Source organism: Nonomuraea cavernae (assembly GCF_014646355.1).
GTDB lineage: Bacteria > Actinomycetota > Actinomycetes > Streptosporangiales > Streptosporangiaceae > Nonomuraea > Nonomuraea cavernae.
The window spans coordinates 80318-101184 of the sequence record NZ_BMNH01000006.1 but is presented as its reverse complement, the minus strand read 5'-3'; the positions used below and the strand labels follow the sequence as shown (position 1 = coordinate 101184).

Annotated in this window: 24 protein-coding genes and 1 tRNA gene; 14 read left to right on the top strand and 11 right to left on the bottom strand. The window is 69.1% G+C overall.

Annotated features, from left to right (window positions below):
* Positions 1–7: 7 nt before the first annotated feature.
* Entirely contained in the window at positions 8–793 is a 786-nt protein-coding gene (locus IEY82_RS13190) for a class I SAM-dependent methyltransferase (protein ID WP_189124369.1), read from the bottom strand.
* Positions 786–1529, bottom strand: coding sequence for an SDR family NAD(P)-dependent oxidoreductase (locus tag IEY82_RS13185; RefSeq protein WP_189124368.1), 744 nt, complete (start codon positions 1527–1529; stop codon positions 786–788). The genes IEY82_RS13190 and IEY82_RS13185 overlap by 8 nt, the downstream gene beginning before the upstream one ends.
* Positions 1530–1634: 105 nt before the next feature.
* Between IEY82_RS13185 and mshA the strand changes: the two genes are divergently transcribed.
* From mshA to IEY82_RS13170, 3 genes are read left to right on the top strand one after another with little or no spacing between them, the layout of a single operon-like run.
* Complete coding sequence (gene mshA / locus IEY82_RS13180) at positions 1635–2912, top strand: D-inositol-3-phosphate glycosyltransferase (RefSeq protein WP_225263220.1); 1278 nt, start codon at positions 1635–1637, stop codon at positions 2910–2912.
* 10 nt (positions 2913–2922) lie between these two features.
* Positions 2923–3405 (top strand): type III secretion system chaperone family protein, encoded by a 483-nt coding sequence (locus tag IEY82_RS13175; protein WP_189124367.1) that lies wholly within the window; start codon positions 2923–2925, stop codon positions 3403–3405.
* A 26-nt stretch (positions 3406–3431) separates the two neighbouring features.
* Positions 3432–4175, top strand: a complete 744-nt coding sequence (locus tag IEY82_RS13170) for a phosphoglyceromutase (RefSeq protein WP_189124366.1) — start codon at positions 3432–3434, stop codon at positions 4173–4175.
* 6 nt (positions 4176–4181) lie between these two features.
* On the opposite strand, the gene phoU is transcribed toward IEY82_RS13170, so the two are convergent.
* Positions 4182–4835: a phosphate signaling complex protein PhoU gene (gene phoU / locus IEY82_RS13165; RefSeq protein ID WP_189124365.1), complete on the bottom strand. Its 654-nt coding sequence runs from the start codon at positions 4833–4835 to the stop codon at positions 4182–4184.
* A 132-nt stretch (positions 4836–4967) separates the two neighbouring features.
* Here phoU and IEY82_RS13160 point away from each other — a divergent pair, with 132 nt between their 5' ends.
* Together IEY82_RS13160 and IEY82_RS13155 are read left to right on the top strand one after the other, a co-directional pair.
* Positions 4968–6137, top strand: a complete 1170-nt coding sequence (locus IEY82_RS13160) for a sensor histidine kinase (protein ID WP_189124561.1) — start codon at positions 4968–4970, stop codon at positions 6135–6137.
* Positions 6134–6826: a response regulator gene (locus tag IEY82_RS13155; RefSeq protein WP_189124364.1), complete on the top strand. Its 693-nt coding sequence runs from the start codon at positions 6134–6136 to the stop codon at positions 6824–6826. Before IEY82_RS13160 ends, IEY82_RS13155 begins: the two co-directional genes overlap by 4 nt.
* 67 nt (positions 6827–6893) lie before the next feature.
* Here the strand turns inward: IEY82_RS13155 and IEY82_RS13150 are convergent, their stop codons facing one another.
* A complete protein-coding gene (locus IEY82_RS13150; protein ID WP_225263217.1) occupies positions 6894–7478 on the bottom strand; it encodes a copper chaperone PCu(A)C domain-containing protein in 585 nt (194 codons plus the stop codon).
* Positions 7479–7718: 240 nt separating this feature from the next.
* On the opposite strand from IEY82_RS13150, the gene IEY82_RS13145 reads away from it, so the two are divergent.
* From IEY82_RS13145 to IEY82_RS13130, 4 genes are all read left to right on the top strand, one after another.
* Positions 7719–8201, top strand: a complete 483-nt coding sequence (locus tag IEY82_RS13145) for a CarD family transcriptional regulator (protein WP_043624891.1) — start codon at positions 7719–7721, stop codon at positions 8199–8201.
* Between the two features lie 17 nt (positions 8202–8218).
* Positions 8219–8686: a 2-C-methyl-D-erythritol 2,4-cyclodiphosphate synthase gene (gene ispF / locus IEY82_RS13140; RefSeq protein WP_189124363.1), complete on the top strand. Its 468-nt coding sequence runs from the start codon at positions 8219–8221 to the stop codon at positions 8684–8686.
* Between the two features lie 175 nt (positions 8687–8861).
* A complete protein-coding gene (locus tag IEY82_RS13135; protein ID WP_189124362.1) occupies positions 8862–9149 on the top strand; it encodes a GlsB/YeaQ/YmgE family stress response membrane protein in 288 nt (95 codons plus the stop codon).
* A gap of 97 nt (positions 9150–9246) precedes the next feature.
* Positions 9247–9522 (top strand): GlsB/YeaQ/YmgE family stress response membrane protein, encoded by a 276-nt coding sequence (locus IEY82_RS13130; RefSeq protein WP_189124361.1) that lies wholly within the window; start codon positions 9247–9249, stop codon positions 9520–9522.
* A gap of 96 nt (positions 9523–9618) precedes the next feature.
* On the opposite strand, the gene IEY82_RS13125 is transcribed toward IEY82_RS13130, so the two are convergent.
* Positions 9619–11013 carry a DUF2637 domain-containing protein gene (locus IEY82_RS13125; RefSeq protein ID WP_189124360.1) on the bottom strand — a complete coding sequence of 465 codons (1395 nt, stop codon included), beginning with the start codon at positions 11011–11013 and terminating at the stop codon, positions 9619–9621.
* Positions 11014–11066: 53 nt separating this feature from the next.
* Here IEY82_RS13125 and IEY82_RS13120 point away from each other — a divergent pair, with 53 nt between their 5' ends.
* Both IEY82_RS13120 and cysS read left to right on the top strand, forming a co-directional pair.
* The gene (locus tag IEY82_RS13120; RefSeq protein ID WP_189124359.1) at positions 11067–11453 is read left to right on the top strand and encodes a PPOX class F420-dependent oxidoreductase; all 387 of its coding nucleotides are present in this window, start codon (positions 11067–11069) and stop codon (positions 11451–11453) included.
* Positions 11454–11496: 43 nt separating this feature from the next.
* Positions 11497–12888, top strand: a complete 1392-nt coding sequence (cysS, locus tag IEY82_RS13115) for a cysteine--tRNA ligase (RefSeq protein WP_189124358.1) — start codon at positions 11497–11499, stop codon at positions 12886–12888.
* Here the strand turns inward: cysS and IEY82_RS13110 are convergent.
* Both IEY82_RS13110 and IEY82_RS13105 read right to left on the bottom strand, forming a co-directional pair.
* Positions 12885–13595 (bottom strand): hemerythrin domain-containing protein, encoded by a 711-nt coding sequence (locus IEY82_RS13110; RefSeq protein WP_189124357.1) that lies wholly within the window; start codon positions 13593–13595, stop codon positions 12885–12887. The two genes, cysS and IEY82_RS13110, sit on opposite strands and share 4 nt — an antisense overlap.
* A gap of 80 nt (positions 13596–13675) precedes the next feature.
* On the bottom strand, positions 13676–14251 hold the full coding sequence (locus IEY82_RS13105; RefSeq protein WP_189124356.1) for a TetR/AcrR family transcriptional regulator: 576 nt from the start codon (positions 14249–14251) through the stop codon (positions 13676–13678).
* A gap of 188 nt (positions 14252–14439) precedes the next feature.
* Here IEY82_RS13105 and rlmB point away from each other — a divergent pair, with 188 nt between their 5' ends.
* Positions 14440–15399, top strand: a complete 960-nt coding sequence (rlmB, locus tag IEY82_RS13100) for a 23S rRNA (guanosine(2251)-2'-O)-methyltransferase RlmB (protein WP_189124355.1) — start codon at positions 14440–14442, stop codon at positions 15397–15399.
* A 20-nt stretch (positions 15400–15419) separates the two neighbouring features.
* Positions 15420–15492 (top strand) — tRNA-Thr (locus IEY82_RS13095).
* Between the two features lie 668 nt (positions 15493–16160).
* Here the strand turns inward: IEY82_RS13095 and IEY82_RS13090 are convergent.
* The 3 genes from IEY82_RS13090 to IEY82_RS13080 form a co-directional block, all read right to left on the bottom strand.
* Positions 16161–16427 carry a hypothetical protein gene (locus IEY82_RS13090; RefSeq protein WP_189124354.1) on the bottom strand — a complete coding sequence of 89 codons (267 nt, stop codon included), beginning with the start codon at positions 16425–16427 and terminating at the stop codon, positions 16161–16163.
* On the bottom strand, positions 16424–16717 hold the full coding sequence (locus IEY82_RS13085; RefSeq protein ID WP_189124353.1) for a hypothetical protein: 294 nt from the start codon (positions 16715–16717) through the stop codon (positions 16424–16426). The genes IEY82_RS13090 and IEY82_RS13085 overlap by 4 nt, the downstream gene beginning before the upstream one ends.
* Before the next feature lie 417 nt (positions 16718–17134).
* On the bottom strand, positions 17135–17599 hold the full coding sequence (locus tag IEY82_RS13080) for a hypothetical protein (protein ID WP_189124352.1): 465 nt from the start codon (positions 17597–17599) through the stop codon (positions 17135–17137).
* A gap of 355 nt (positions 17600–17954) precedes the next feature.
* Here IEY82_RS13080 and IEY82_RS13075 point away from each other — a divergent pair, with 355 nt between their 5' ends.
* Positions 17955–19085: an NADAR family protein gene (locus IEY82_RS13075; protein WP_225263216.1), complete on the top strand. Its 1131-nt coding sequence runs from the start codon at positions 17955–17957 to the stop codon at positions 19083–19085.
* Positions 19086–19582: 497 nt separating this feature from the next.
* Here IEY82_RS13075 and IEY82_RS13070 read toward each other — a convergent pair whose 3' ends face one another.
* Positions 19583–20785, bottom strand: coding sequence for a DUF418 domain-containing protein (locus tag IEY82_RS13070; protein WP_189124351.1), 1203 nt, complete (start codon positions 20783–20785; stop codon positions 19583–19585).
* Positions 20786–20867: the final 82 nt, after the last annotated feature.

Here is a 20867-nt window from a genome sequence, read left to right as displayed (position 1 = left end):
GGGAAACCTAGTGGACGGCGGCCCAGGGAAGGGTGATCTCACCCAGGCGCCACCTGGCCACACCGCCGAGCGGCGGGTGCCGGAACACCGGCCACGACCCGCTCAGCGCGCTCACCGACGCCAGCCAGCGCTGCCGCAGCCCGTGAGCGCCGTAGGGGGCGGTGACCGCCCAGGCGTGGTCGAAATCACGCAGGAAGGCGTGGATCCGCTCGCCGGGCACGTTGCGGTGGATGAGCGTCTTGGGCAGCCGGTCGGCCAGGTCCGAGGGCCGTTCGAAGGCGTCGAACCGGGCGGAGAAGGTGATCGTGCGCGGCCCGCCGGGCGACAGGCCCACCCAGACCGCGCGGTGACCCGTCTCGGAGCAGGTGCCCTCCACGAGGGCGCCGCCGGGCGCGAGCCCGCCGCGCAGCACGTCCCACCAGTGCCACGCCTCCGCCTCGCCGTACTGGCGCAGCACGTTGAAGGCGCGCACCAGCGCCGGCGGGCGCGCGACCGGCAGCTCGAAGCCGCCGAGCGCGAAGCTCAGCCCCTCGCGTTCGTACGGCTTCGCCAGCGCGACCCGCTCGGGGTCGATCTCGATGCCCACGACCTCGACGCCGGGCACCACCCGGCGCAGCCGGGTGAAGAGCTCGAGCGTGGTGACGTGGGAGGCGCCGTAGCCGAGGTCCACCACGAGAGGGCGTGAGGCGGCGCGGAGCATCGGGCCGTGCACGGCGGCGATCCACCGGTCGGCCCGCCGCAGCCGGTTGTGCGCGGTCGTGCCCCGGGTGATCGAGCCGGCCGGTCTAACCACTGACGCGGTGCACCTTGTGCTGGGCGGCCTGGGCGCGGGGGCGCATCACCACGCGGTCGATGTTGACGTGGGCGGGCCGGGTCACGCACCAGGCGATGGCGTCGGCCACGTCGTCGGAGGTCAGCGGGTCGGGCACGCCCTCGTAGACGCGGGAGGCGGCCGTGGCGTCGCCGCGGAAGCGGGTGACGGCGAACCCCTCGCTGCGCACCATGCCGGGCGCGATCTCCACGACGCGCACCGGCTCGCCGACCAGTTCCAGCCTGAGCGTGCCGGCCATCGAGGACTGGGCGTGCTTGGCCGCGACGTAGCCGCCCCCGCCCTCGTAGGGGGTGAAGCCGGCGGTCGAGGTCAGCAGCACCAGCACCCCGTCGCCGGAGCCGATCAGCCTGGGCAGCAGCGCCCGGGTCATGCGCAGCGTGCCGAGCACGTTGGTGTCGTACATCCGCTGCCAGTCGTCCACCCGGCTCTCGGCGACCGGCTCCATGCCCAGCGCGCCGCCGGCGTTGTTGACCAGCACGTCGCAGCGGTCGAGCGAGGCAGCGAGCGCGTCGACGGACTCCTGGGAGGTCACGTCGAGCGTGAAAGGCGTGATCGAGGGCACTTCGGCGGCGAGCTTGTCGAGGCGTTCGCGCCGTCTGGCGCCCGCCACCACGTGGTAGCCCTCGGCGGCCAGCCGGCGGGCCGTAGCCTCGCCGATGCCGCTGCTCGCGCCGGTCACCACAGCCGTCTTCGTCATGGCCTCCATCCTGCCAGGCCGTCCCAGAGCCACCCCCGCTGTCACCACATATCGGGAATGTCGAAAAGATCTGCGTAGTTGTAAGTCGCTTGGAGGTGGTGTCGGGTGAGGCGACGACGGGTCGACCGGGTCGCGACCATCAGCATGCACACGTCACCGCTGGAGCAGCCGGGCACCGGCGACGCCGGCGGGATGAACGTGTACATCGTCGAGTCCGCGAAACGGCTCGCCCAGCTGGGCGTCGAGGTGGAGATCTTCACCCGGGCCACGGCCAGGGACCTGCCACCGGTCGCCGAGCTCGCCCCCGGGGTCCTGGTCCGCCACCTGACCGCCGGGCCGTACGAGGAGCTGGACAGGGGCGACATGCCCGGCCAGCTGTGCGCGTTCCTGTCAGGGGTGCTGCGCACCGAGGCCATGTACGACCCCGGACGCTACGACGTCATCCACTCGCACTACTGGCTGTCCGGCCAGGTCGGCTGGCTGGCCAAGGAACGCTGGGGCGTGCCGCTGGTGCACACCATGCACACCATGGCCAAGGTCAAGAACCAGCTGCTCGCCCATGGCGACAAGCCCGAGCCGCAGGCCCGCGTGGTGGGCGAGGAACAGGTCGTGGAGATCGCCGACCGGCTCGTGGCCAACACCACCGACGAGGCCCGCGAGCTCATCGACCTGTACGGCGCCGCCGAGGAGCGCGTCGCGGTCGTGAACCCCGGTGTCAATCTCACCGTTTTCCAGCCCGCTTCACAGACCATCGCCCGGCGACGGCTCCGGCTGCCGAGGGACGCCCGCGTCCTGCTGTTCGTGGGCCGGATCCAGCCGCTGAAGGCGCCCGACGTGCTGCTGCGCGCCGCCTCCCGGATGCTCATCGACGACCCCTCGCTGCGCGGCCGGCTGGTCGTCGCCTGCGTGGGCGGCCCCTCCGGCAACGGCCTGGCCAGGCCGTCCATCCTCACCGAGCTGGCCGCCGAGCTGGGCATCTCCGACGTCGTCCGGCTGGTGCCGCCGGCGCCGCAGGCCGAGCTGGCCGACTGGTACCGCGCCGCCGACGTGACCGTCGTGCCCTCCCACAGCGAGTCGTTCGGCCTGGTGGCCCTGGAGTCCCAGGCCTGCGGCACCCCGGTCGCCGCGGCGGCCGTCGGAGGGTTGCGCACCGCCGTACGGGATGGAGTGTCCGGCGTGCTGGTCGACGGCCACGACTCCGACGCGTGGGCGAGCGTGCTGCGCCGCTTCGTCACCTCGCCCCGCTGGCGCGACAGCCTGTCGACGGGCGCCCGCGCGCACGCGGCCGGCTTCGGCTGGCAGGCCACGTCCGCGCACCTGCTGGAGGTCTACGCCGACGCCGTCGCCCACCTCCGCCCGGTGCCCGTCGCGATCAGCTCGTAGGCTGTAGGTCATGCGCGAAGTCGTCGAAGCCGCGCTCAAGGCCGCGGACGTCTCCTACGACGAGCCGCGACCCGGGGCGTTCCTGGCGAAGCTGCCCGGCCAGCACAAACTGGCCACCATGACCTGGCTGATCGTCGGCGAGCAGGCGCTGCACATCGAGGCGTTCTTCTGCCGCCAGCCCGACGAGAACCACACCGAGTTCTACCGCTGGCTGCTCGGCAAGAACGGCGGCATGTACGCCGTCCACTTCTCGCTCGACGCCGTCGGCGACGTCTACCTGGTCGGCCGGCTGCCGCTCTCGGCCATCACCGAGGACGAGATCGACCGCGTCCTCGGCTGCGTGCTCACCTACTCCGACGAATGGTTCGACCGGGCGCTGGAGCTGGGCTTCGCCTCCTCGATCAGGCGCGAGTGGGAGTGGCGGGTCAAGCGCGGCGAGTCGCTGGCCAACCTCCAGGCGTTCGCGCGCTTCGCCGACCCCGACCGCCCCTGACCGACACGAACCATAGGATTGGGCCCATGGCGACTTTGGTGCTGCTGCGACACGGCGAGAGCGACTGGAACGCGAAGGGCCTGTTCACCGGCTGGGTGGACGTGAGCCTGTCGGCCAAGGGCGAGGACGAGGCCCGCAGGGGCGGCGATTTGCTGGTCGAGGCCGGGGTGCGGCCCGACGTGGTGCACACGAGCCTGCTGACCAGGGCCATCCAGACGGCCCAGCTCGCGCTGGGCGAGGCCGGCCTGGAGTGGCTGCCGGTGCACCGCTCCTGGCGGCTCAACGAGCGCCACTACGGCGCGCTGCAGGGCAAGAACAAGGCGCAGACGCGCGAGGAGTTCGGCGAGGAGCAGTTCATGCTCTGGCGGCGCTCCTACGACGTGCCGCCGCCCCCGATCGCCGACGACGACGAATACTCCCAGGCGGGCGACCCCCGCTACGCCCTGCTGCCCCCGGAGCTGATGCCCCGCACCGAGTGCCTCAAGGACGTCGTCGACCGCATGCTGCCCTACTGGTACGACGCGATCGTCCCCGACCTGGCGGCCGGCCGCACCGTGCTCGTCGCGGCCCACGGCAACTCCCTGCGGGCCCTGGTCAAGCACCTCGACGGCATCGGCGACGAGCAGATCGCCGGGCTCAACATCCCGACGGGCATCCCGCTGCGCTATGACCTCGACGCCGACTACCGCCCGCTGCGGCGGGGCGGCGAGTACCTCGACCCCGAGGCGGCCAGGGCGGCCATCGAGGCGGTGGCCAACCAGGGCCGCTGAGCGGCCTCAGACCCTGTCGGCGGGGCGCGAGCCGGTCACCATGTAGACGACCGACTCCGCGACGTGCACCGCGTGGTCGGCGTAGCGCTCGTAGTAGCGGCCGATCAGCGTGATGTCGATGGCCGGCTCCACCCCGTGCTGCCAGTCCTTGGCCAGGATGTCCTTGAACAGCCGCCGGTGCAGCCGGTCCATGGCGTCGTCGTCCTGGTCGAGCTCCATGGCCGACTCCACGTCCCGGGACGCCACGCAGCTGCCCGCCTTGGTGACCAGGTTCTCGGCGATCTGCCCCATCTGCACGATCGTGGAGCGCATCTCCGGCGGGATCGCCGAGTCGGGGTGCCGCAGCCGCGCGACCTTGGCCACGTGCACCGCCAGGTCGCCCATGCGCTCCAGGTTCGTGGCCATGCGCAGCCCGGTGACGACCATCCGCAGGTCCACCGCCACCGGTTGCTGCCGGGCCATCAGGTCGAAGATGGACGTCTCGATGTCGTCGAAGACCGCGTTCACCACCTCGTCGCGCGAGATGACGCTCTCCGCGAGCTGGAGGTCGGCGTCGAGCAGAGCGGTCGTGGCCCGGGAGATGGCCGAGCGGACAAGTCTGGTCATCTCCACCAGTTTGTCGGTCAGGGAGTCGAGTTCCTCGTGGTACGCGTCGCGCATGCCGCCACCGTATTCGCGGGTCGATGAACGAACTTCGACACCGAGATGAACTTTGCGGGAAAGCCCCCTTCATCCCCTGGTGAGAGGTCTGTCGCCGGCAATCAGCCGCCTACCATCGAAGACATGAGTGAGATGGCCATGAGCTTCGCGGCCCTGGCCGGCTTCGTCGTGGGCGCCCTGGCTGTTCTCGTCTACCGCAACCAGATCGAGGCCCCCCGCCGGGCCGAGACGCCCGCGGAGACCGACCCCGCCGTGCTGCCGCAGGGCATCGCGTCGGTGCTCGCCGTGCTGCCGTCCTCGGCCGTGGTGCTCGACGCCCACGACCGCGTGCTGCGCGCCAGCTCGGCCGCCCGCGCGTTCGGTCTGGTCAAGGGCGACCGGCTGATGGCCGCCGAGCTCCTCGCCCTGGCCCGGCAGGTACGAAGAGACGGCGAGATCCGCGAGACCGAGATCGACGTCGCCGGCCACAAGTTCGGCCAGGAGACCACCAACTTCGCCGTCCGCGTGGCCCCCCTCGGCAGCCACGGCCAGGTGCTGGTGCTCGCCGAGGACCAGACCGAACGCCGCCGCGTCGAGGCCGTGCGGCGTGACTTCGTGGCCAACGTGAGCCACGAGCTGAAGACCCCGGTGGGCGCGCTCAGCCTGCTCGCCGAGACGGTCCAGGACGCCGCCGACGATCCCGAGGCGGTCACCCGCTTCGCCGCCCGCATGCAGCACGAGGCCGCCAGGCTCACCTACCTCGTACAGGATCTGATCACGCTGAGCCGGATCCAGGGCGCAGAGGCCATCCCCACCCCCGGCCAGGTGCCCATCGACGAGGCCGTCCACGACGCCATCGACTACTGCAACACCCGCGCCGGCGCCAAGGACATCACCCTCGTCAGCGGCGGCACCGAGGGCCTGCGCATCTGGGGCGACGAGGAGCTGCTCGTCACCGCGCTGCGCAACCTCATCGACAACGCCATCGCCTACAGCCCCGAGCACACCCGGGTCGTCATCAGCACCAGGCCGGCGGGCGACTCCGTCGAGATCAGCGTCAGCGACCAGGGGATCGGCATCCCCGAGGAGGCGCTGGAGCGCATCTTCGAGCGGTTCTTCCGCGCCGATCCGGCCAGGTCACGCGCCACCGGCGGCACGGGCCTCGGGCTCGCCATCGTCAAGCACGTCGCCGCCGCCCACGCGGGCGAGGTCTCCGTCTGGAGCAAGGAAGGCTCCGGCTCCACCTTCACGCTGCGGCTGCCCGCCTTCGGCGGCACCGCGGTGGCCGTACCACCCTCGATCTCCCTGGAGGCCGCCCCATGACCCGAGTGCTCGTCGTGGAGGACGAGGAGTCCTTCTCCGACGCCCTGTCCTACATGTTGCGCAAGGAGGGCTTCGAGGTCTCGGTCGCCGCGACGGGGCCCGAGGCGCTCGAGACGTTCGACCGCAACGGCGCCGACCTGGTGCTGCTCGACCTCATGCTGCCCGGCCTGCCCGGCACCGAGGTGTGCCGCTCGCTACGCCGGCGTTCCAAGGTGCCCGTCATCATGCTGACCGCCAAGGACAGCGAGATCGACAAGGTCGTGGGCCTCGAACTGGGCGCCGACGACTACGTCACCAAGCCGTTCTCGTCACGCGAGCTGGTCGCCCGCATCCGCGCGGTTCTGCGCCGCCAGGGCGACGCCGTGGAGGAGGTGGAGAGCGCCGTGCTCGCGGCCGGGCCCGTGCGCATGGACGTCGACCGCCACGTCGTGGCCGTGCGGGGCGACCAGGTGCAGCTGCCGCTGAAGGAGTTCGAGCTGCTGGAGGTGCTGCTGCGCAACGCCGGCCGGGTGCTCACGCGCGGCCAGCTCATCGACCGTGTCTGGGGCGCCGACTACGTGGGCGACACCAAGACCCTCGACGTGCACGTCAAACGGCTGCGCGCGAAGATCGAGTCAGACCCGGCCAACCCGCGCTGCATCCTCACCGTGCGGGGGCTCGGCTACAAGTTCGACGCCACCGACGGCTGACGGACACGTGTTCCGGGCGTGGCTCTAGGCCGGGCCCGGAACAAGCGCTTCCGTGTGCCGGTGGGCGTCAGTGCGCGGTTTCCTCGGCGTGCTCGGCCGACGGCGTGGGCGTGGGCGTCGGGGCCGGGGTGGCGCCGGGGGCCGCGGGATACTCCGCGAACTCGCGGCTCCGGGTGACCACAGGCACGTTCATCGACACGCGCCCGGCGTTGGCGAACTGGAGGTCCAGTTTGACGCTCTCGCCGCCTCTGAGGCTCTTGGAGAGGCCCTCCACCATGATCTGGGGCGTCGGCTTGCCCGTGTTGACGAGCTCGTTGACGGGGAGCTGGATGGGCGCCGTCACCTTCACCGTGCCGAGGTCGCCGGCCGAGACCGCCTGCAGGGTGTCGGCCTTGTCCGCGGTGTTGAGGATGTTGAGGTAGACCGGGGCCGAGCCGCGCCACGCGAGCTGCGCGCCGGAGTCGGGGCCCAGGATGAAGGCCTGCGGGATGTGGATGTCGCGGGCGCCGTAAACGCCCGCCTCGATGAGCACGCCGGCCTCGTTGGGGGCGTACGCCTTGTTGGTGTCGGCGTCGAATCCCGCCGAACAGCCGGCGACTACGGGGGCCACCAGGAACGCGGCGGCGGCGACAATCCAACGACGGCTGGTCACGGGCGGGTTCTCCTTGGTTCGCGCGTGCGTGTTCGGGCAGCGCCTACCATATCGACCCGTTTCCATGGTCATATCCGCGCCCCCGCAGGTCATTAGGTATGTCCGCATATGCGATTCATAGAGTTGACCGCTTGTCAACCCCTAATATGCCGCTTTGACCTGCAGTTATGGTGATTTCACTGTTCCGGGAGCCTGTGGATGCGTGGTACTCTGGAGTACAGCGGAAGGGGTACTTGTCACATGACTTTCCAGGTCGGCGACACTGTCGTCTACCCCCACCATGGGGCTGCTCGGATCGAAGCAATCACGAAGCGATCCATCAAGGGTGAGGAAAAGACCTACCTGGTGCTCAAGGTCGACAAGGGCGACCTTACCGTCCAGGTGCCGGCGGAAAACGCGGAACTTGTCGGCGTGCGCGATGTTGTCGGTCAAGAAGGCCTTGAGCGGGTTTTCGATGTCCTTCGCATGCCGCACACGGAGGAGCCGACCAACTGGTCCCGTCGTTACAAGGCAAATCTGGAGAAGCTCGCCTCGGGCGACGTCAACAAGGTCGCCGAAGTCGTTCGGGACCTGTGGCGGAGAGACCGCGAGCGCGGTCTGTCCGCGGGTGAGAAGCGCATGCTCGCGAAGGCGCGGCAGATTCTGGTGAGCGAGCTCGCCCTCGCCGAGAAGACCAATGAGGACAAGGCCGAAGCACTACTCGACGAGGTCCTCAACTCCTGAATACGAACTTTCCACGGGTGGGCGTCGGTGTCGACGTCCACCCGTTCGCTTCCGGTCGTGAGCTCAACCTCGCCGGTCTGCACTGGCCCGGTGAGATCGGTCTCGCGGGCCATTCCGACGGCGACGCCGCCGCCCACGCGGCCTGCGACGCCCTGCTCTCCGCCGCCGGTCTCGGCGATCTGGGCGGCCTGTTCGGCACCGCCGATCCCCGCTGGGCGGGCGCCTCGGGCCTCACGCTCCTCAAGGAGACGGCGCGCCAGGTGCGTGCCGCCGGTTTCGAGATCGGCAACGTGGCGATCCAGGTGATCGGCAACCGGCCGAAGCTCGCGCCACGCCGGGTCGAGGCCGAGCTGGCGCTCGGCGCCGCTCTGGGGGCCTTCGTCAGCCTCAGCGCGACCACCACCGACGGGCTCGGGCTGACCGGGCGCGGCGAGGGGATCGCGGCGATCGCGACCGCGCTCGTGGTCAACCTTCCCGCGTCCTGAGGCGTCCTTTTCAGGGATGCGTTGAGGGTGTCCCGGCGGGTGCCGCCTCCGGCCCGCCAAGCAATGGGGCGACGGTCCGTCACTGGCGCGGTACGGACCGTCGCCTTCCTCATGCGTAGTGTGGTGATTTGTCGGGTACTTCCCTTTAGGCAGCAACGTCTCGGGGGGAGTACACATGATCGGCGCGATTGTCTCCGCCATCATCATCGGCGCCATCGTCGGCGCGCTGGCACGGCTGCTCGTGCCCGGCAAGCAGCACATGTCCATCGGCCTGACGCTGATCGTCGGCATCGTGGCGGCGCTGATCGGCACTCTGATCGCCCATGCGTTCGGCCTGGCCGACACCAGAGGCATCGACTGGATCGAGCACCTGCTTCAGCTGGGGCTGGCGGTGATCGGCGTGGTGCTCGTTGTCCGGATAGGCATCACCCGAGCGGGCAGAACACGACGAACCGATACCTGACCTGCCATTTTATAGGACAGTCGCATAATCGTCTGTTACGGGGTACTGACCTTTCCGTGAAGGTGAACGGCTCACCCTCATGGGGAGGTTTCGTACCATGACAATCCAGTCCATCCTTGGCGCCATCGTTATCGGCGCCGTCGTTGGCGCCATCGGTCGTCTGCTGCTTCCCGGCCGGCAGGCCATCGGGTGGATCCTCACCATCGTCGTCGGCATCGTTGCCGCCCTGCTGGGCACGCTCATCGCACAGGTTATGGGAGTCGAGACGACCTCGGGCATCGACTGGATCGAGCTGGTCATGCAGATCGTTCTCGCGATCGTCGGCGTCGGCCTCGTCGCCGGGCTCAAGCGCGGTAGCGGCACACGAGCCTAGATCCTCCGAGACACCTGGTTCTCACCAAGACACACGAAAGACCCGCCCGGGTGACCGGGCGGGTCTTCGCGCTGCCTCCCTGGGAGCTAGGGCTGCTCATTCCTCCGGAGGGAGCGGCGTGCTGCGGAGGCGGCCGGCGGGCGCGTCGGCCGTCGACCGGTCGGGCCCGTCCGTGTCGTGGATGACCGGGTGGGGAGCGGTGTCCTCCATGTCGCTGCCGCGTAGCCCGCCCTCGGTGGTGTCGGCGGCCTCCGGGCCGTGCTCAGGATCGGCGTCGCCCGTCTCCCCGGCCGGCTCGGTGAGCACGCGTACGGGCTGGGTGTCGACATCTCTGTCGGCCGGGGTGCGCGGGTGCACCAGGACGTCGGTCGGCTTCACCCGATCGCCCCACCGCACCGGGCGGCGCTCCCGTGGCTCCTCGGCCTCCACGGGCCTGTCCTCCGCGGGCCTGTCCTTGTCGTGCTCGTCCCGGGCCGCGTCGGCGGGCGCCGTCGAAGATGGGTCCTCTGTCACGTCGGCGCCGGCCTTCGTCGGCGGGTGCTCTGTCCCGGCGGCGTTGGTCTCCGTGGGCGGGTGTTCTGTCGCGCGGGGGTGGGCCTCCGTGGGCGCGTCCCGCGCCGCGCGGGCGGGCGCCTCCGGGTGCGGATGCCCCGCCTCGGCGGCGGGCGGCGGTGGCAGGTGCTCCGGTGCGTCCCCGTGCTCTGTCATGGCGGAGTGCTCCGGCCCGGCCTTCGCCGCCGCGGTCCCTCCGCCCAGCGGCACGGCGAGCTCGCGGGCCTCGCGGGTCTCGATCTCGGGCGGGCTCTCGGGCGCGTACGCGGCCTCAGGGGAACGTACGGCGGGCTCTGAGGCGTCGCCGATACGCGCGGGCTCCGAGGTGGGCCAACTCGTCACGCGCTCGGAGATGGGCGGAGTCTCGGGAGCCGCCGTGGGGCCGACCACCGGTGTGGGCTCCAGCACCGGCTGGGCCGTGGGGACGAGCGGGGGAGGCGCCTCGGCGCCGCCGCCCCGGTGGAACGGCACCAGATCGTGCTCCGCCGTACGGTCGTCATCGTGCTTGACGGAGCCGCGGCGGTCCTGGACGTGCTTGATGAGCAGTAACCACAGCCACAGGGCGAGAGCCAGCATGACCCACGGCGCGACGGCCACGCCCACGGTGGCCGGTCGGGTCGCGACGTCCAGCCTGAGCGCGGTCGTGACGTCGACCGCGGCGGCGGCCACGATGAGCAGGACCAGCACGGTCGCCGTCTGGACCCGCACCAGCAGCCGGGCCGAGCGCAACAGCAGCAGGCTGATCAGCGCGACCACCAGGAGCGCGTCGAAGGCCGCCGGATAGAGATAGGCGAGGTCGGCGCGGGCCTCGCCCCGGATGGCGAGCGCCCGGAGGTCGTCGAAGGAGAGCGCGCACGCGGCCCCGGTGAGGGCGGCGACGGCGACGCCGGCCAGGGCGATGCCCAGGCGGCGCAGAGTGGTGGGGGGAGTCACGTCCATGGCGGTTCGAGCCTACAGAAGAATGGGGGCCACGACCGATCGAGGAGGAAGAGATGGCCGAGCTGTCCGAGGATGTCCGGGCACTGTTCGACGCCCCCAACTACGCCACGGTGACCAGCCTCAATCCGGACGGCGGACCACAGAACACGGTGGTGTGGGTGCGCACCGACGGTGACGACGTGATCTTCTCCACCGCGGCGGGGCGGCAGAAGCCGCGCAACTACGAGCGCGACCCGCGGACCAGCCTGCTGATCATCGACCCGGCCAATCCCTACAGGTACGCGGAGGTGCGCGGCAGCGTCACGCTGGAGGACGACCCGGAGGGCGACCTGATCCAGGAGCTCTCGCTGAAGTACACCGGAAAGCCGTGGGAGGACAAGCCCGGGGTCAAGCGGCTGATCGTCCGGGTCAAGCCCGAAAGGGTCACCCTGCGCGGGTGATTATCAGGCATGCGAGCGCGGCTGAGGCGTTAGCCTTTGGTACGTGAGCCTGCACATCTACGACACCAGCGCGCGCGCCATCCGCGAATTCGTTCCGGTCGAAGCCGGCCGGGCGTCGATCTACCTGTGTGGGGCGACCGTGCAGGCTCCCCCGCACATCGGGCACATCCGCTCGGGTGTCAATTTCGACGTCCTCCGGCGTTGGCTGACGCGTTCCGGATATGACGTGATGTTCTGCCGCAATGTCACCGACATCGACGACAAGATCATCAGGGTCTCGGCCGCGGAGAGCGTGCCCTGGTTCGTGGTGGCCGAGCGCAACCAGCGAGCCTTCACCTGGGCCTACGACACCCTCGGCTGCCTCCCGCCGACCGTCGAGCCGCGCGCGACCGGCCACGTGCCGGAGATGATCACGCTGATGGAGCGGCTGATCGAGCGGGGCCACGCCTACGCCTCCGGCGGCGACGTCTACTTCGACGTCCGGTCCTACTCCGACCAGTACGGCAAGCTCTCCAACCAGCTGCTGGAGAACATGCGGCCGGCCGCCGACACCGACGACGAGTCGTGCAAGCGCGACCCCCGTGACTTCGCACTGTGGAAGGGCGCCAAGCCCGGCGAGCCCACCTGGCCCACCCCGTGGGGCCCCGGCCGCCCCGGGTGGCACCTGGAGTGCTCGGCGATGGCGACCAAATATCTCGGGCCGACGTTCGACATCCACGGCGGCGGCATCGACCTGATGTTCCCGCACCACGAGAACGAGATCGCGCAGTCCCAGGCGGCGGGCGACGGCTTCGCCCGCTACTGGATGCACAACGGCATGCTCAAGATCGGCGCCGAGAAGATGAGCAAGTCGCTCGGCAATTCCCTGCTGATCCCCGAGATGGTGCAGAAGGTCCGGCCCGTCGAGCTGCGCTACTACCTGGCCGCGCCGCACTACCGTTCCTCGATCGAATACTCCGAAGAGGCGTTGCAGGAGGCCGCGGCTGCCTACCAGCGCATCGAGGGGTTCGTGACGCGGGCCGCCGAGGTCATCCACGACGTCGACGCGCACGCGCCGCTGCCCCAGGCGTTCGCCGACGCCCTCGACGACGATCTCGGCACCCCGCAGGCGCTCGCCGTGGTGCACGAGGTGGTGCGCGAGGGCAACGTCGCCCTGGCCCACGGTGACAAGGAAGCGGTGGCGCGGCTGCTGGCCGAGACGCAGAACATGCTCGACGTGCTCGGTCTCGACCCACGTTCGCCGCAGTGGCGTTCGGCCGGCTCCGACCTGAAGCCGGTGGTCGACACGCTGGTCGCGGTCGCGCTGGAGCAGCGCACGGCCGCCCGTGAGCGTAAGGACTACGCCGCGGCCGACGCCATCAGAGACCGGCTGGCGGCAGCGGGCATCACGGTCGAGGACACCCCGCACGGGGCCCGGTGGGAGCTCACCCGCTAGTCGACCGGGGCGAAGGCACGACGTTCGAGGGTCGCGTACGAACGGCCGAGCACGGCCGCCGGCAGCCTGGTGACCAGCCCGGCGTGGCGCTGGAGATGGCGCCGCTCCTCGGGGGTCGCGAAGCGGGCCCGCCACGGGAGCGCCCAGGTGACGCGCTTCAGCCAGCCGGTTCGCGGCATGCGCCGCTTCGCGCACGCGTAGCATCCGGCGCCCACGTACTCGGCGACCAGGGGCAGTACGTCCCGCTCCTGGTAGCGGAGATGATCTTCGATCTTGCGGCTGAGCACGCGGAGTACGGCCGCGAACGCCGTGACACCGGCGGTGGGAGTGGCCGCGAAGTCGTTCGCGACGGCGCGCAGGTCTTCCAGCAGCGGAACCACGATCGCGTGCTCCGCGAAGTGGGACCGCAGATCGATGGCCTCACCCGCCAGCTCGCCGACGAGCGGCCACAGCACCTCGGCCTCCCAGTCGTGGTGGCGGGCGAGCTCCTCGCTGAGGAGCTTGACGTAGTCGCGGACCGCCATGGCCTGGTCCTTGTCGACCGTCGTGGGGCTCTCGTCGAGCTCCCGGGCGAGGAGGGCCAGCCTGCGAAGATCGTCACGCAGTGCCCGATGAACGACCCGGACACCGGTGAGGTCCGGGAACGGCTCGTCGGCGCGGCGGCGTCCGGCGTCATGCGCACACGCCCTTCGGCGGGAGTCGTCCATTCGCTGGTCCTGCCAGGTCGATGGGGTCGTCCGGCCGATGCTCCGGTGAGTCGCCGGTGTCTGTTCGTGCGGGTGCATGTCTATTCCTGTCCTCCGGTGAGGTGAGCGGTGAGCAGGTTGAGCGCGCCACGCACGGCCCGCTCGAACGGCTCCGCCGTGCCCGCCGACATGGCCAGCACGTAGCCGCCCTGCACCACGGCGGTGATGGCGGTGGCGGCATCCGCGGGAACGAGAGCCTCGGAGAATTCCCCGCGCTCGCGTCCCTCCACGAGCAGTTCCCGGATGCGGTCGTTCAGCCAGGTGAAGGTCTCCTCCAGCGGTGCGCGCAGGGTGGGGCTGGCGACGATGTCGGGGTCGGCGGCCAGCCGGCCGATCCTGCAGCCGCGCAGCACGTCCCGCTCGCGCAGCAGGTAGGCCGCGATGCGCTCGTAGGAGGTGCCGGGCGAGGAAAGGCGTTCGGCAGCCTCGGAGCACAGCTGTTCGGCGCTGCGGCGGATGGCCTGGAGCGCGAGGTCCTGCTTGCCGGTGAAGTGGTGGTACATGCTGCCCTGACCGGCCTCGGCCCGTTGCTGGATGGCCTTGGGGCTGGTGCCGACGTATCCGCGCTCCCAGAGCAACTGCTGCGTGCTCTGGATCAGTCGCTCGGCGGTGTTCATCCCGCTATCGTACCTACTAGTAGGTACAAAAGCCTAATTTGCTATAAAACGGGCGATACTCCCTGGTTTTGAGGCGGTCGGTGATCCGTGATGACCTGCCGCCCGGCCGTGGCGCCGCCCGGCGCGGTCGCGCCGGCCCTCGGCTCGAAGGGCGTGAGGGGGGTGGCGGCCCGAGTACCCTTGATGCCATGGCAGCTGGGGGTAGGGCGTCGGGCAGACCCGCGAAGAAGAAGGGCCCGTCCAAGGGCACCGGAGGTCAGGGACGCCGGGGGCTCGAGGGCAAGGGGTCGACCCCGCCCGCGGAGATGCGCCACTGGTACAAGGACAAGGCGCGCACCGAGCGGGTCGCCCGCGAGGAGCGAGGCGGTCGCCGCCCCGCGCCCACGCGGCAGAGGCGCTCCGAGGACGCCCCCGAGTACATCGGCGGGCGCAACCCCGTGCTGGAGGCGCTGCTCGCCGGCGTGCCCGCCAACGCCCTCTACGTCGCCCAGCGCATCGACAACGACGACCGCGTCCGCGACTCCATCAAGATCGCCACCGAGCGTGGCATCGCCCTCCTGGAGTCCAGCCGCGACAAGCTCGACCGGCTCACCGAGGGCGCCATTCACCAGGGCATCGTCCTGCAGATCCCGGCCTACGACTACGCCCACCCATCCGAGCTCGTCGAGCTGGCCCACGACGCGGCCGAGACGCCGCTCGTCGTGGCCCTCGACGGCGTCACCGACCCCCGCAACCTCGGCGCCATCGCCCGCTCGGCCACCGCCTTCGGCGCCCACGGCCTGCTCATCCCGTCCCGCCGCGCCGCGGGAGTCACCGGAGGCGCCTGGAAGACGTCCGCGGGGACCCTCGCCAACCTCAGGGTGGCGCGCGCCGCCAATCTCACGGCCGCACTCCGCGAATACCGCGATGCCGGGCTGTTCGTCGTGGGCCTCGACGGCGACGGCACCACCGACATCGGTGACGCCGACCTGCTCAACGAGCCGCTGGTCGTCGTCGTGGGCTCCGAGGGCAAGGGGCTGTCGCGGCTGGTGCGGGAGCAGTGCGACGTGCTGGTACGCATTCCGATGCAGGCGGCCGCGGAGTCGTTGAACGCGGGAGTGGCTGCTGGGGTGGCGTTGTACGAGGTCGCTCGTCATAGGCGTCGGTGACCGTCTAGACTGATGGCCGCGCCGACGTAGCTCAATCGGCAGAGCATCTGTCTTGTAAACAGAAGGTCAGGGGTTCGATTCCCCTCGTCGGCTCTACATCAGAAGGCCCCTGAACAGGCGACACGCCGTCAGGGGCTTTCTGTTTATCAGGACAATGTCGAGATCTTGCTAACACCCTTGCTAACACGGTGGCTCCCGATCAGCCGTTGACGGCTTTGGCGAAGACGTCCGCCGCCGTTGCGGTCTGTTCGTGGATGACGTGGGCGTAGACGCGCAGGGTGATGGCCGGATCGGCGTGGCCGAGACGGGCCGCGACGAGTCATCGTGCGGGACGTGTCGGGACTCCCCGGAGACGGCTTGGGACGTCTGCGCGGTTGGTGAGGGTCTGCGGGACGTCCTTCGGTGTGTCGGTACGGGTGGTGGCGCGGCGTTCGAGCATGGAGACCGCGACGAGGAAGGCGCCAGCCGGGTGGCGGCGGTGATCCAGCCCCAGACGGTCGGTGTGGCTTGGGCGAGATTGGCGGCCAGAGACAGGATGATGCCTCTAGTGACAGCGAACTGGAGTCCTCTGGACGCCTGTGGACGGTCTCGAAGTGGCTCGTAAACAGAAGGTTTGCGGTTTAATTCCCCACGTCGGCTCCACCGTTGAAAGCCCCTGACCAGGTGATACGCAGTCAGGGACTTTCGCGTTGCGGAGCGTGTTGGAGGAGGTAGGGAGAAGGCCTCACGATCAAGCCTGTTCCAGGGCTGGGCTCATCTCGTCAGAACAGGACGATCCGGGTGAGCAGCACTTGCTGATTCTTCCGGTCGATCCGATACTCCGCGATGCCGAATCCCTTGGGGATGAGAATCTCCCGCCAGTCGGGATCGGTGCCGACCTGGTCGCTTGCCGTCAGCCATGGGTCCTCGCAAATGGCGACTGTGAGCGCGGCCACAGTCGAGAACACTTCTGCCGAGACCGATGGGTCGGCGAGTGTTTCAGCTACGACCTCCGAAGGTACGACGGGCCATAGGTCATCCTCGCTCACTGAGCGGTCCGCTCCTGTCGGCGACGGAGGATTTGCTCCATGGTCGTGGTCGGCAGAGTCCCGGCTTCGGCTGCTGCTCGGATACGGTCACGGTCCGGATCGGTGTCCAGCATGGCCCGACCCCACCAGGCGTTGAGCACGCCATCCAGTTCGGTGCCCTGATGAGCTTCAAGAAGTTCGGCAAAGAACTGCGCACGGCGGCTGCCGCGCAGCGCGCCGGAGATACCGCCGATCGTCCTCGGCACCTTGGGATGGTCCGGTGTGCCACCGTGGACAGGCTGAGCGCTCATGACACCACCTTTCACGCTGTCAGCCTACGTCTTGATCTCAACTACTCGCAGGATTCTCGTGGGCCAAGGAAGAGTGTGCCCGTGATCGTCTACCAGACGTGTACCGAGCACGAGCGTCCGGATCGCGCATCCAGGATCTGGTGACATTCGACTCCAAATAATAATGATCTTGCTAACACGGATGCTAACAACGGTTTCGGAAACGCATGGATCCGTGTGGACGGCCGAGTTGCGGGACGAGGCCCTGGTCGAGGCGCAGCGCCCCTCCATAGACGGGCATGGGCGGACGCGAAATCGCCTGTAACCAGAAGGTCAAGGGGTTCGATTCCCCTCGTCGGCTCTGCAGGTAGAAGGCTCTTTCCCGTGATCGGGAGAGCCCTTTGGATCTCGTACAGCAGGGCTGCACAGCACCCGGTACTAACCGAAGATGTCCTGCCCGTCGCGGCCTGAGGGGTCCATGCTGAGCAGGCTTTCATGAAGACTTTGTACGGCTCTGCCGGTGAGTTCGCCTGCTGGCGTGGTTTCCATGAGGCGCCAGCCAGGGGTGTCCTCGGGCGCCTCATGGTCGCGGCCGTAGGCAGTGAGGCTGTATAGGAGACCGAACGCCGTTTCATAGGCGGCGACCTGGGCGACCCGGGCAAGGTCGGTGAGGTCCGCGCCGTGGGCGAGCAGTCGCGCGGCTGCGGGGATGTCTTCCAGGGCGTCTGGCGCGGCCCAGCTATTGATCAAGTCTGGCCATATGTGCCGCAGTGCCAGGAAGCGAGCTAGTTGGGGTATGTCCTCTGAGGTCTCCGAAAGAGCCCGCCCTTGAGGATCATCGGCACCCAGCGTCGCGAAAAGGTTCTGCAAGGTGTGCGCCGCAGCACGATCGTCTTCGTTCATCTCGTTATCTCAGCATGGCACGCAATGAGAAAGGCCCTGAGGCGATTCCGAGGGCCTTTCCCCATCCATGTCGGTTAGGGCGCGTTTTTCAAGCTTGCATTGAGGCGAGCAGGAGCGTTAAGCGGGTCTCTGGGATCTGGGTGTAGACGTTCATGGTCACGCTGCTGTGAAGGCCTGAGGACGCGCATGGCCACACGCGGGTGGACGTCGAGGGCGGCCAGAAGCGAGGCGCAGGTGTGCCGGGTGTCGTGGACACGGATGCGCGGGACATCGGCGTTCTTGCAGTGGGAGTTGAGGGCGCGGTTCAGGTCGCAAGCCGTAGCCGCATTGATCACGATGACCTAGGCTGTCCGCCGTGCCACGACGAACGTTTCGAAAAATCGATGGGGAACGGATCGAGGGCGTGATCCGGCCGGTGTTCATCCGCAATGGCGGCCGATACTTCCTGACCGATCTGGTGATCTATGCCGATGGCGCCATCGACGCCTGGGGGCTGACGGATCTGGATGGGCTGCGACGGCATTTGGAGACCGGCTGGGTCGCGACGTCGCTGAAGCCGGGGGCATGGGCGTCCGCTCATCAACTTGCGTCCTGGAAGCTGGTGGAGCCGTCGATGTCCGTGACGGCGGACGACCTGCTGGGCCAGGTAGCCGATGCGATCGAGCAGCTCAACGGGCGCCCGGACTCCTCACAGCGGTGCTGGCTGGCGATCGAGAAGTACATGGACACGAGGTCGGAGGAGGATCGGCGTGCGCTGCGGGAGGCGTACTCGGCCATCCCGGAGATCGATCGAATCTATGTTCTGGGGGACATGGATCGCAAAGACGTCCCGCTTCGGGTCTTGATCACTGAACTCGGTGAGACTCTGCCGGTGCAGTGGCAGCCATACGACCCGGAGGTGGTGACCGAAGACGACCGAGCAGAGGCGATTCGCTACTTCGAGGAAGCTCTCAGTTATCGGAGGACTGCGCGGCCTGCTCCGCCCGACGACCTCGAGTCTGTGGAAGCAAGCGCGATCACTCTGTACCAGACGGTATTTCCGCAGGGCTGGCCGGAAGATCCGGGCATCCTGGTCCTGCGTAACGAGTATCCGGCCGACATCGAGGTCGGGGGTGTGACCTATCCGACGGTCACTCATGCCTATTGGGCCCTGTCCACGGCGGACCGGGCGGCGCGAGAGCGGATCATGAGGGCCGAGCGCCCTTACGACGCTGAAACCCTCGCCAAGGAGACCGACCGCGTCGACGGTTGGGCAAGCGTCCGGGCGGCCGTCATGATGCGATTGCTGCGCGCCAAGTTCACCCAGCACCCGGCCCTCGCCGACATCTTGGCCGGCACGGGGAGCGCCCGTATCCACTACACCGGCATGGGGTCGCACTATTGGCATGCGGCAGGGGAGCGGGGCCGTAACTGGACGGGCCGCCTGCTGGAACTGGTCAGAGCTGAACTCCATGCCGAACGACTTGGACTCGTGATGGATGACTAAGTCCGCAAGCAGGACTCGCAAGATGCTGAATCGGTAGTCGGCGATGAGCTGAGGCCGAATCCTTGGGGATGAGGATCTCCCGCCAGTCGGCATCGTCGCTTGCCGTCGGCCATGAGGTCGTCGCGAATCCTCGACGATGCGCGGTCACAGTCGAGGACACTTCCGCCGAGACCGATGGGTCGGCGAGTGTTTCAGCCACGATCTCCGAAGGTACGACGGGCCATTGGCACCCTCCAGCAGGTGTCCGAAGCCGCAGCACGGCTCACCGAGCCAGATGGTTGTGGTCTGCCTCGAAACTGCGGGCATTCAAGTGAACCCATTCTGAGCTTCAGGCAGCGTCGGCCGGTGACGCATGAGTCCGGTGTTCGCCTGAAGACGTAGACGAACGGATCGCCACGTCAACACCGTGACCGCCAAGGGTCGAGGTGCTGTTCTGGTGTGCGGTCGGCGGCGCCGATTCGGAGACGGCGTAGTCATTACCTACGTGGGCCCCGGGCTCATGACGTCCTGGCCCGGCTGAGGGGCGGGCGGTGGGCCCAGGTGGCCCAGCGCCAGAGCCACTCGATGGGGCCCTGACGGTAACGGCGCAGCCAAAGGGTGCCGAACAGCCACTGGGCCGTGAGGATGGCTCCCGCGGTCCAGTACGCCGCCGTCAAAGACTGGCCGATCGGCAGGCCGAGGATACGACTGGCCGCCAGAACGAGGAGGGTGGCGGTCAGATAGTTGGTCAGTGCCATCCGGCCCAGCGGCGCGAAGACGAACCGCAGCGCCGGTCGGAGCGGCGTTCTGAGCAGGACCAGCAGGCCGCACACGTACACACCGACGAGCAGCAGATCGGCAAGGCTCGACATGGACGACAGGTACGCCGTGGCCCCCACGGCCCACATGCCGGCCTCTGCCCACAGGGCAGAGGCCAGTCCCGCCGCGAAGGCGAGGCCCAGCAGGAACGGCCCTCGGGCGGATCGCTCGATCTGCTCGATCACCCCGTAGCGGACCAGCGCCGACCCCAGCAGGAAGAGCCCGGCGATCAGCAGGGGCCCGCCCCCGCCGAAGATCAGCGCCGCCGGGATGAGTACGGCGGCGAGGCCGGCCATGGCCCACCGCGGCAGCCAGGTCGAGGGCAGCAGCACCAGCATGCCGACGACGGCGTAGTCGGCCAGGACCTCGCCCGGCCACAGCAGCATGTGCACAAGTCCGATCGCGAGCAGCGCCCCAAGTCGGCGCAGCAGGACCAGGCGTGGGCGGGGGACGCGGCTTGCGGCGGAGTCCAGCAGCAGCGCGAACCCGATGCCGAACAGCAGGGAGAAGATCGGCAGCCCGAGCCAGGGGTCCCAGTCGCCCATGGGCTGCTCCACGACAGCGGAGCCGCCGGTGGCCATGAGCTGGATGTTGGCGAGCAGAATCTCGCACAGCGCGAACCCGCGCAGCACGTCGAGCGCGATGATCCGGGGCCGGCCCGAGGAGAGCGCGGCGGTCTGGGGCCGGCCCGAGGAGAGCGCGGCGGTCTGGGGCCGGCCCGAGGAGAGCGCGGCGGTCTGGGGCCGGCCCGAGGAGAGCGCGGCGGTCTGGGGCTGGCCGGACGCGGGCGCGGCGGTCTGAGGGGAGGAGGAGACGGTGGGCCCGTCGTGCGGGAGACGGTGGCCGGGATGGCCGGCGGGCCCCTTGGGAGGCGATTCCTGGGGGAGTTCTTCGCGTGGCATGGGGCCTCATCCTGCAGAGCCGCCCAGGAGGATGGCACCGGTCGAAAGCAGGGTCCGCAGCGCCGGAGATCATACTTTCGGC

What these genes read in the sequence shown, in the direction of transcription:
- IEY82_RS13185 (WP_189124368.1), bottom strand. Translation starts at nt 1,529, where the DNA reads ATGACGAAGACGGCTGTGGTGACCGGCGCGAGCAGCGGCATCGGCGAG.
- IEY82_RS13175 (WP_189124367.1), top strand. Translation starts at nt 2,923, where the DNA reads ATGCGCGAAGTCGTCGAAGCCGCGCTCAAGGCCGCGGACGTCTCCTAC.
- IEY82_RS13170 (WP_189124366.1), top strand. Translation starts at nt 3,432, where the DNA reads ATGGCGACTTTGGTGCTGCTGCGACACGGCGAGAGCGACTGGAACGCG.
- phoU (WP_189124365.1), bottom strand. Translation starts at nt 4,835, where the DNA reads ATGCGCGACGCGTACCACGAGGAACTCGACTCCCTGACCGACAAACTG.
- IEY82_RS13160 (WP_189124561.1), top strand. Translation starts at nt 4,968, where the DNA reads ATGGCCATGAGCTTCGCGGCCCTGGCCGGCTTCGTCGTGGGCGCCCTG.
- IEY82_RS13155 (WP_189124364.1), top strand. Translation starts at nt 6,134, where the DNA reads ATGACCCGAGTGCTCGTCGTGGAGGACGAGGAGTCCTTCTCCGACGCC.
- IEY82_RS13145 (WP_043624891.1), top strand. Translation starts at nt 7,719, where the DNA reads ATGACTTTCCAGGTCGGCGACACTGTCGTCTACCCCCACCATGGGGCT.
- IEY82_RS13135 (WP_189124362.1), top strand. Translation starts at nt 8,862, where the DNA reads ATGATCGGCGCGATTGTCTCCGCCATCATCATCGGCGCCATCGTCGGC.
- IEY82_RS13130 (WP_189124361.1), top strand. Translation starts at nt 9,247, where the DNA reads ATGACAATCCAGTCCATCCTTGGCGCCATCGTTATCGGCGCCGTCGTT.
- IEY82_RS13125 (WP_189124360.1), bottom strand. Translation starts at nt 11,013, where the DNA reads ATGGACGTGACTCCCCCCACCACTCTGCGCCGCCTGGGCATCGCCCTG.
- IEY82_RS13120 (WP_189124359.1), top strand. Translation starts at nt 11,067, where the DNA reads ATGGCCGAGCTGTCCGAGGATGTCCGGGCACTGTTCGACGCCCCCAAC.
- IEY82_RS13110 (WP_189124357.1), bottom strand. Translation starts at nt 13,595, where the DNA reads ATGGACGACTCCCGCCGAAGGGCGTGTGCGCATGACGCCGGACGCCGC.
- IEY82_RS13105 (WP_189124356.1), bottom strand. Translation starts at nt 14,251, where the DNA reads ATGAACACCGCCGAGCGACTGATCCAGAGCACGCAGCAGTTGCTCTGG.
- rlmB (WP_189124355.1), top strand. Translation starts at nt 14,440, where the DNA reads ATGGCAGCTGGGGGTAGGGCGTCGGGCAGACCCGCGAAGAAGAAGGGC.
- IEY82_RS13085 (WP_189124353.1), bottom strand. Translation starts at nt 16,717, where the DNA reads ATGAGCGCTCAGCCTGTCCACGGTGGCACACCGGACCATCCCAAGGTG.
- IEY82_RS13080 (WP_189124352.1), bottom strand. Translation starts at nt 17,599, where the DNA reads ATGAACGAAGACGATCGTGCTGCGGCGCACACCTTGCAGAACCTTTTC.
- IEY82_RS13070 (WP_189124351.1), bottom strand. Translation starts at nt 20,785, where the DNA reads ATGCCACGCGAAGAACTCCCCCAGGAATCGCCTCCCAAGGGGCCCGCC.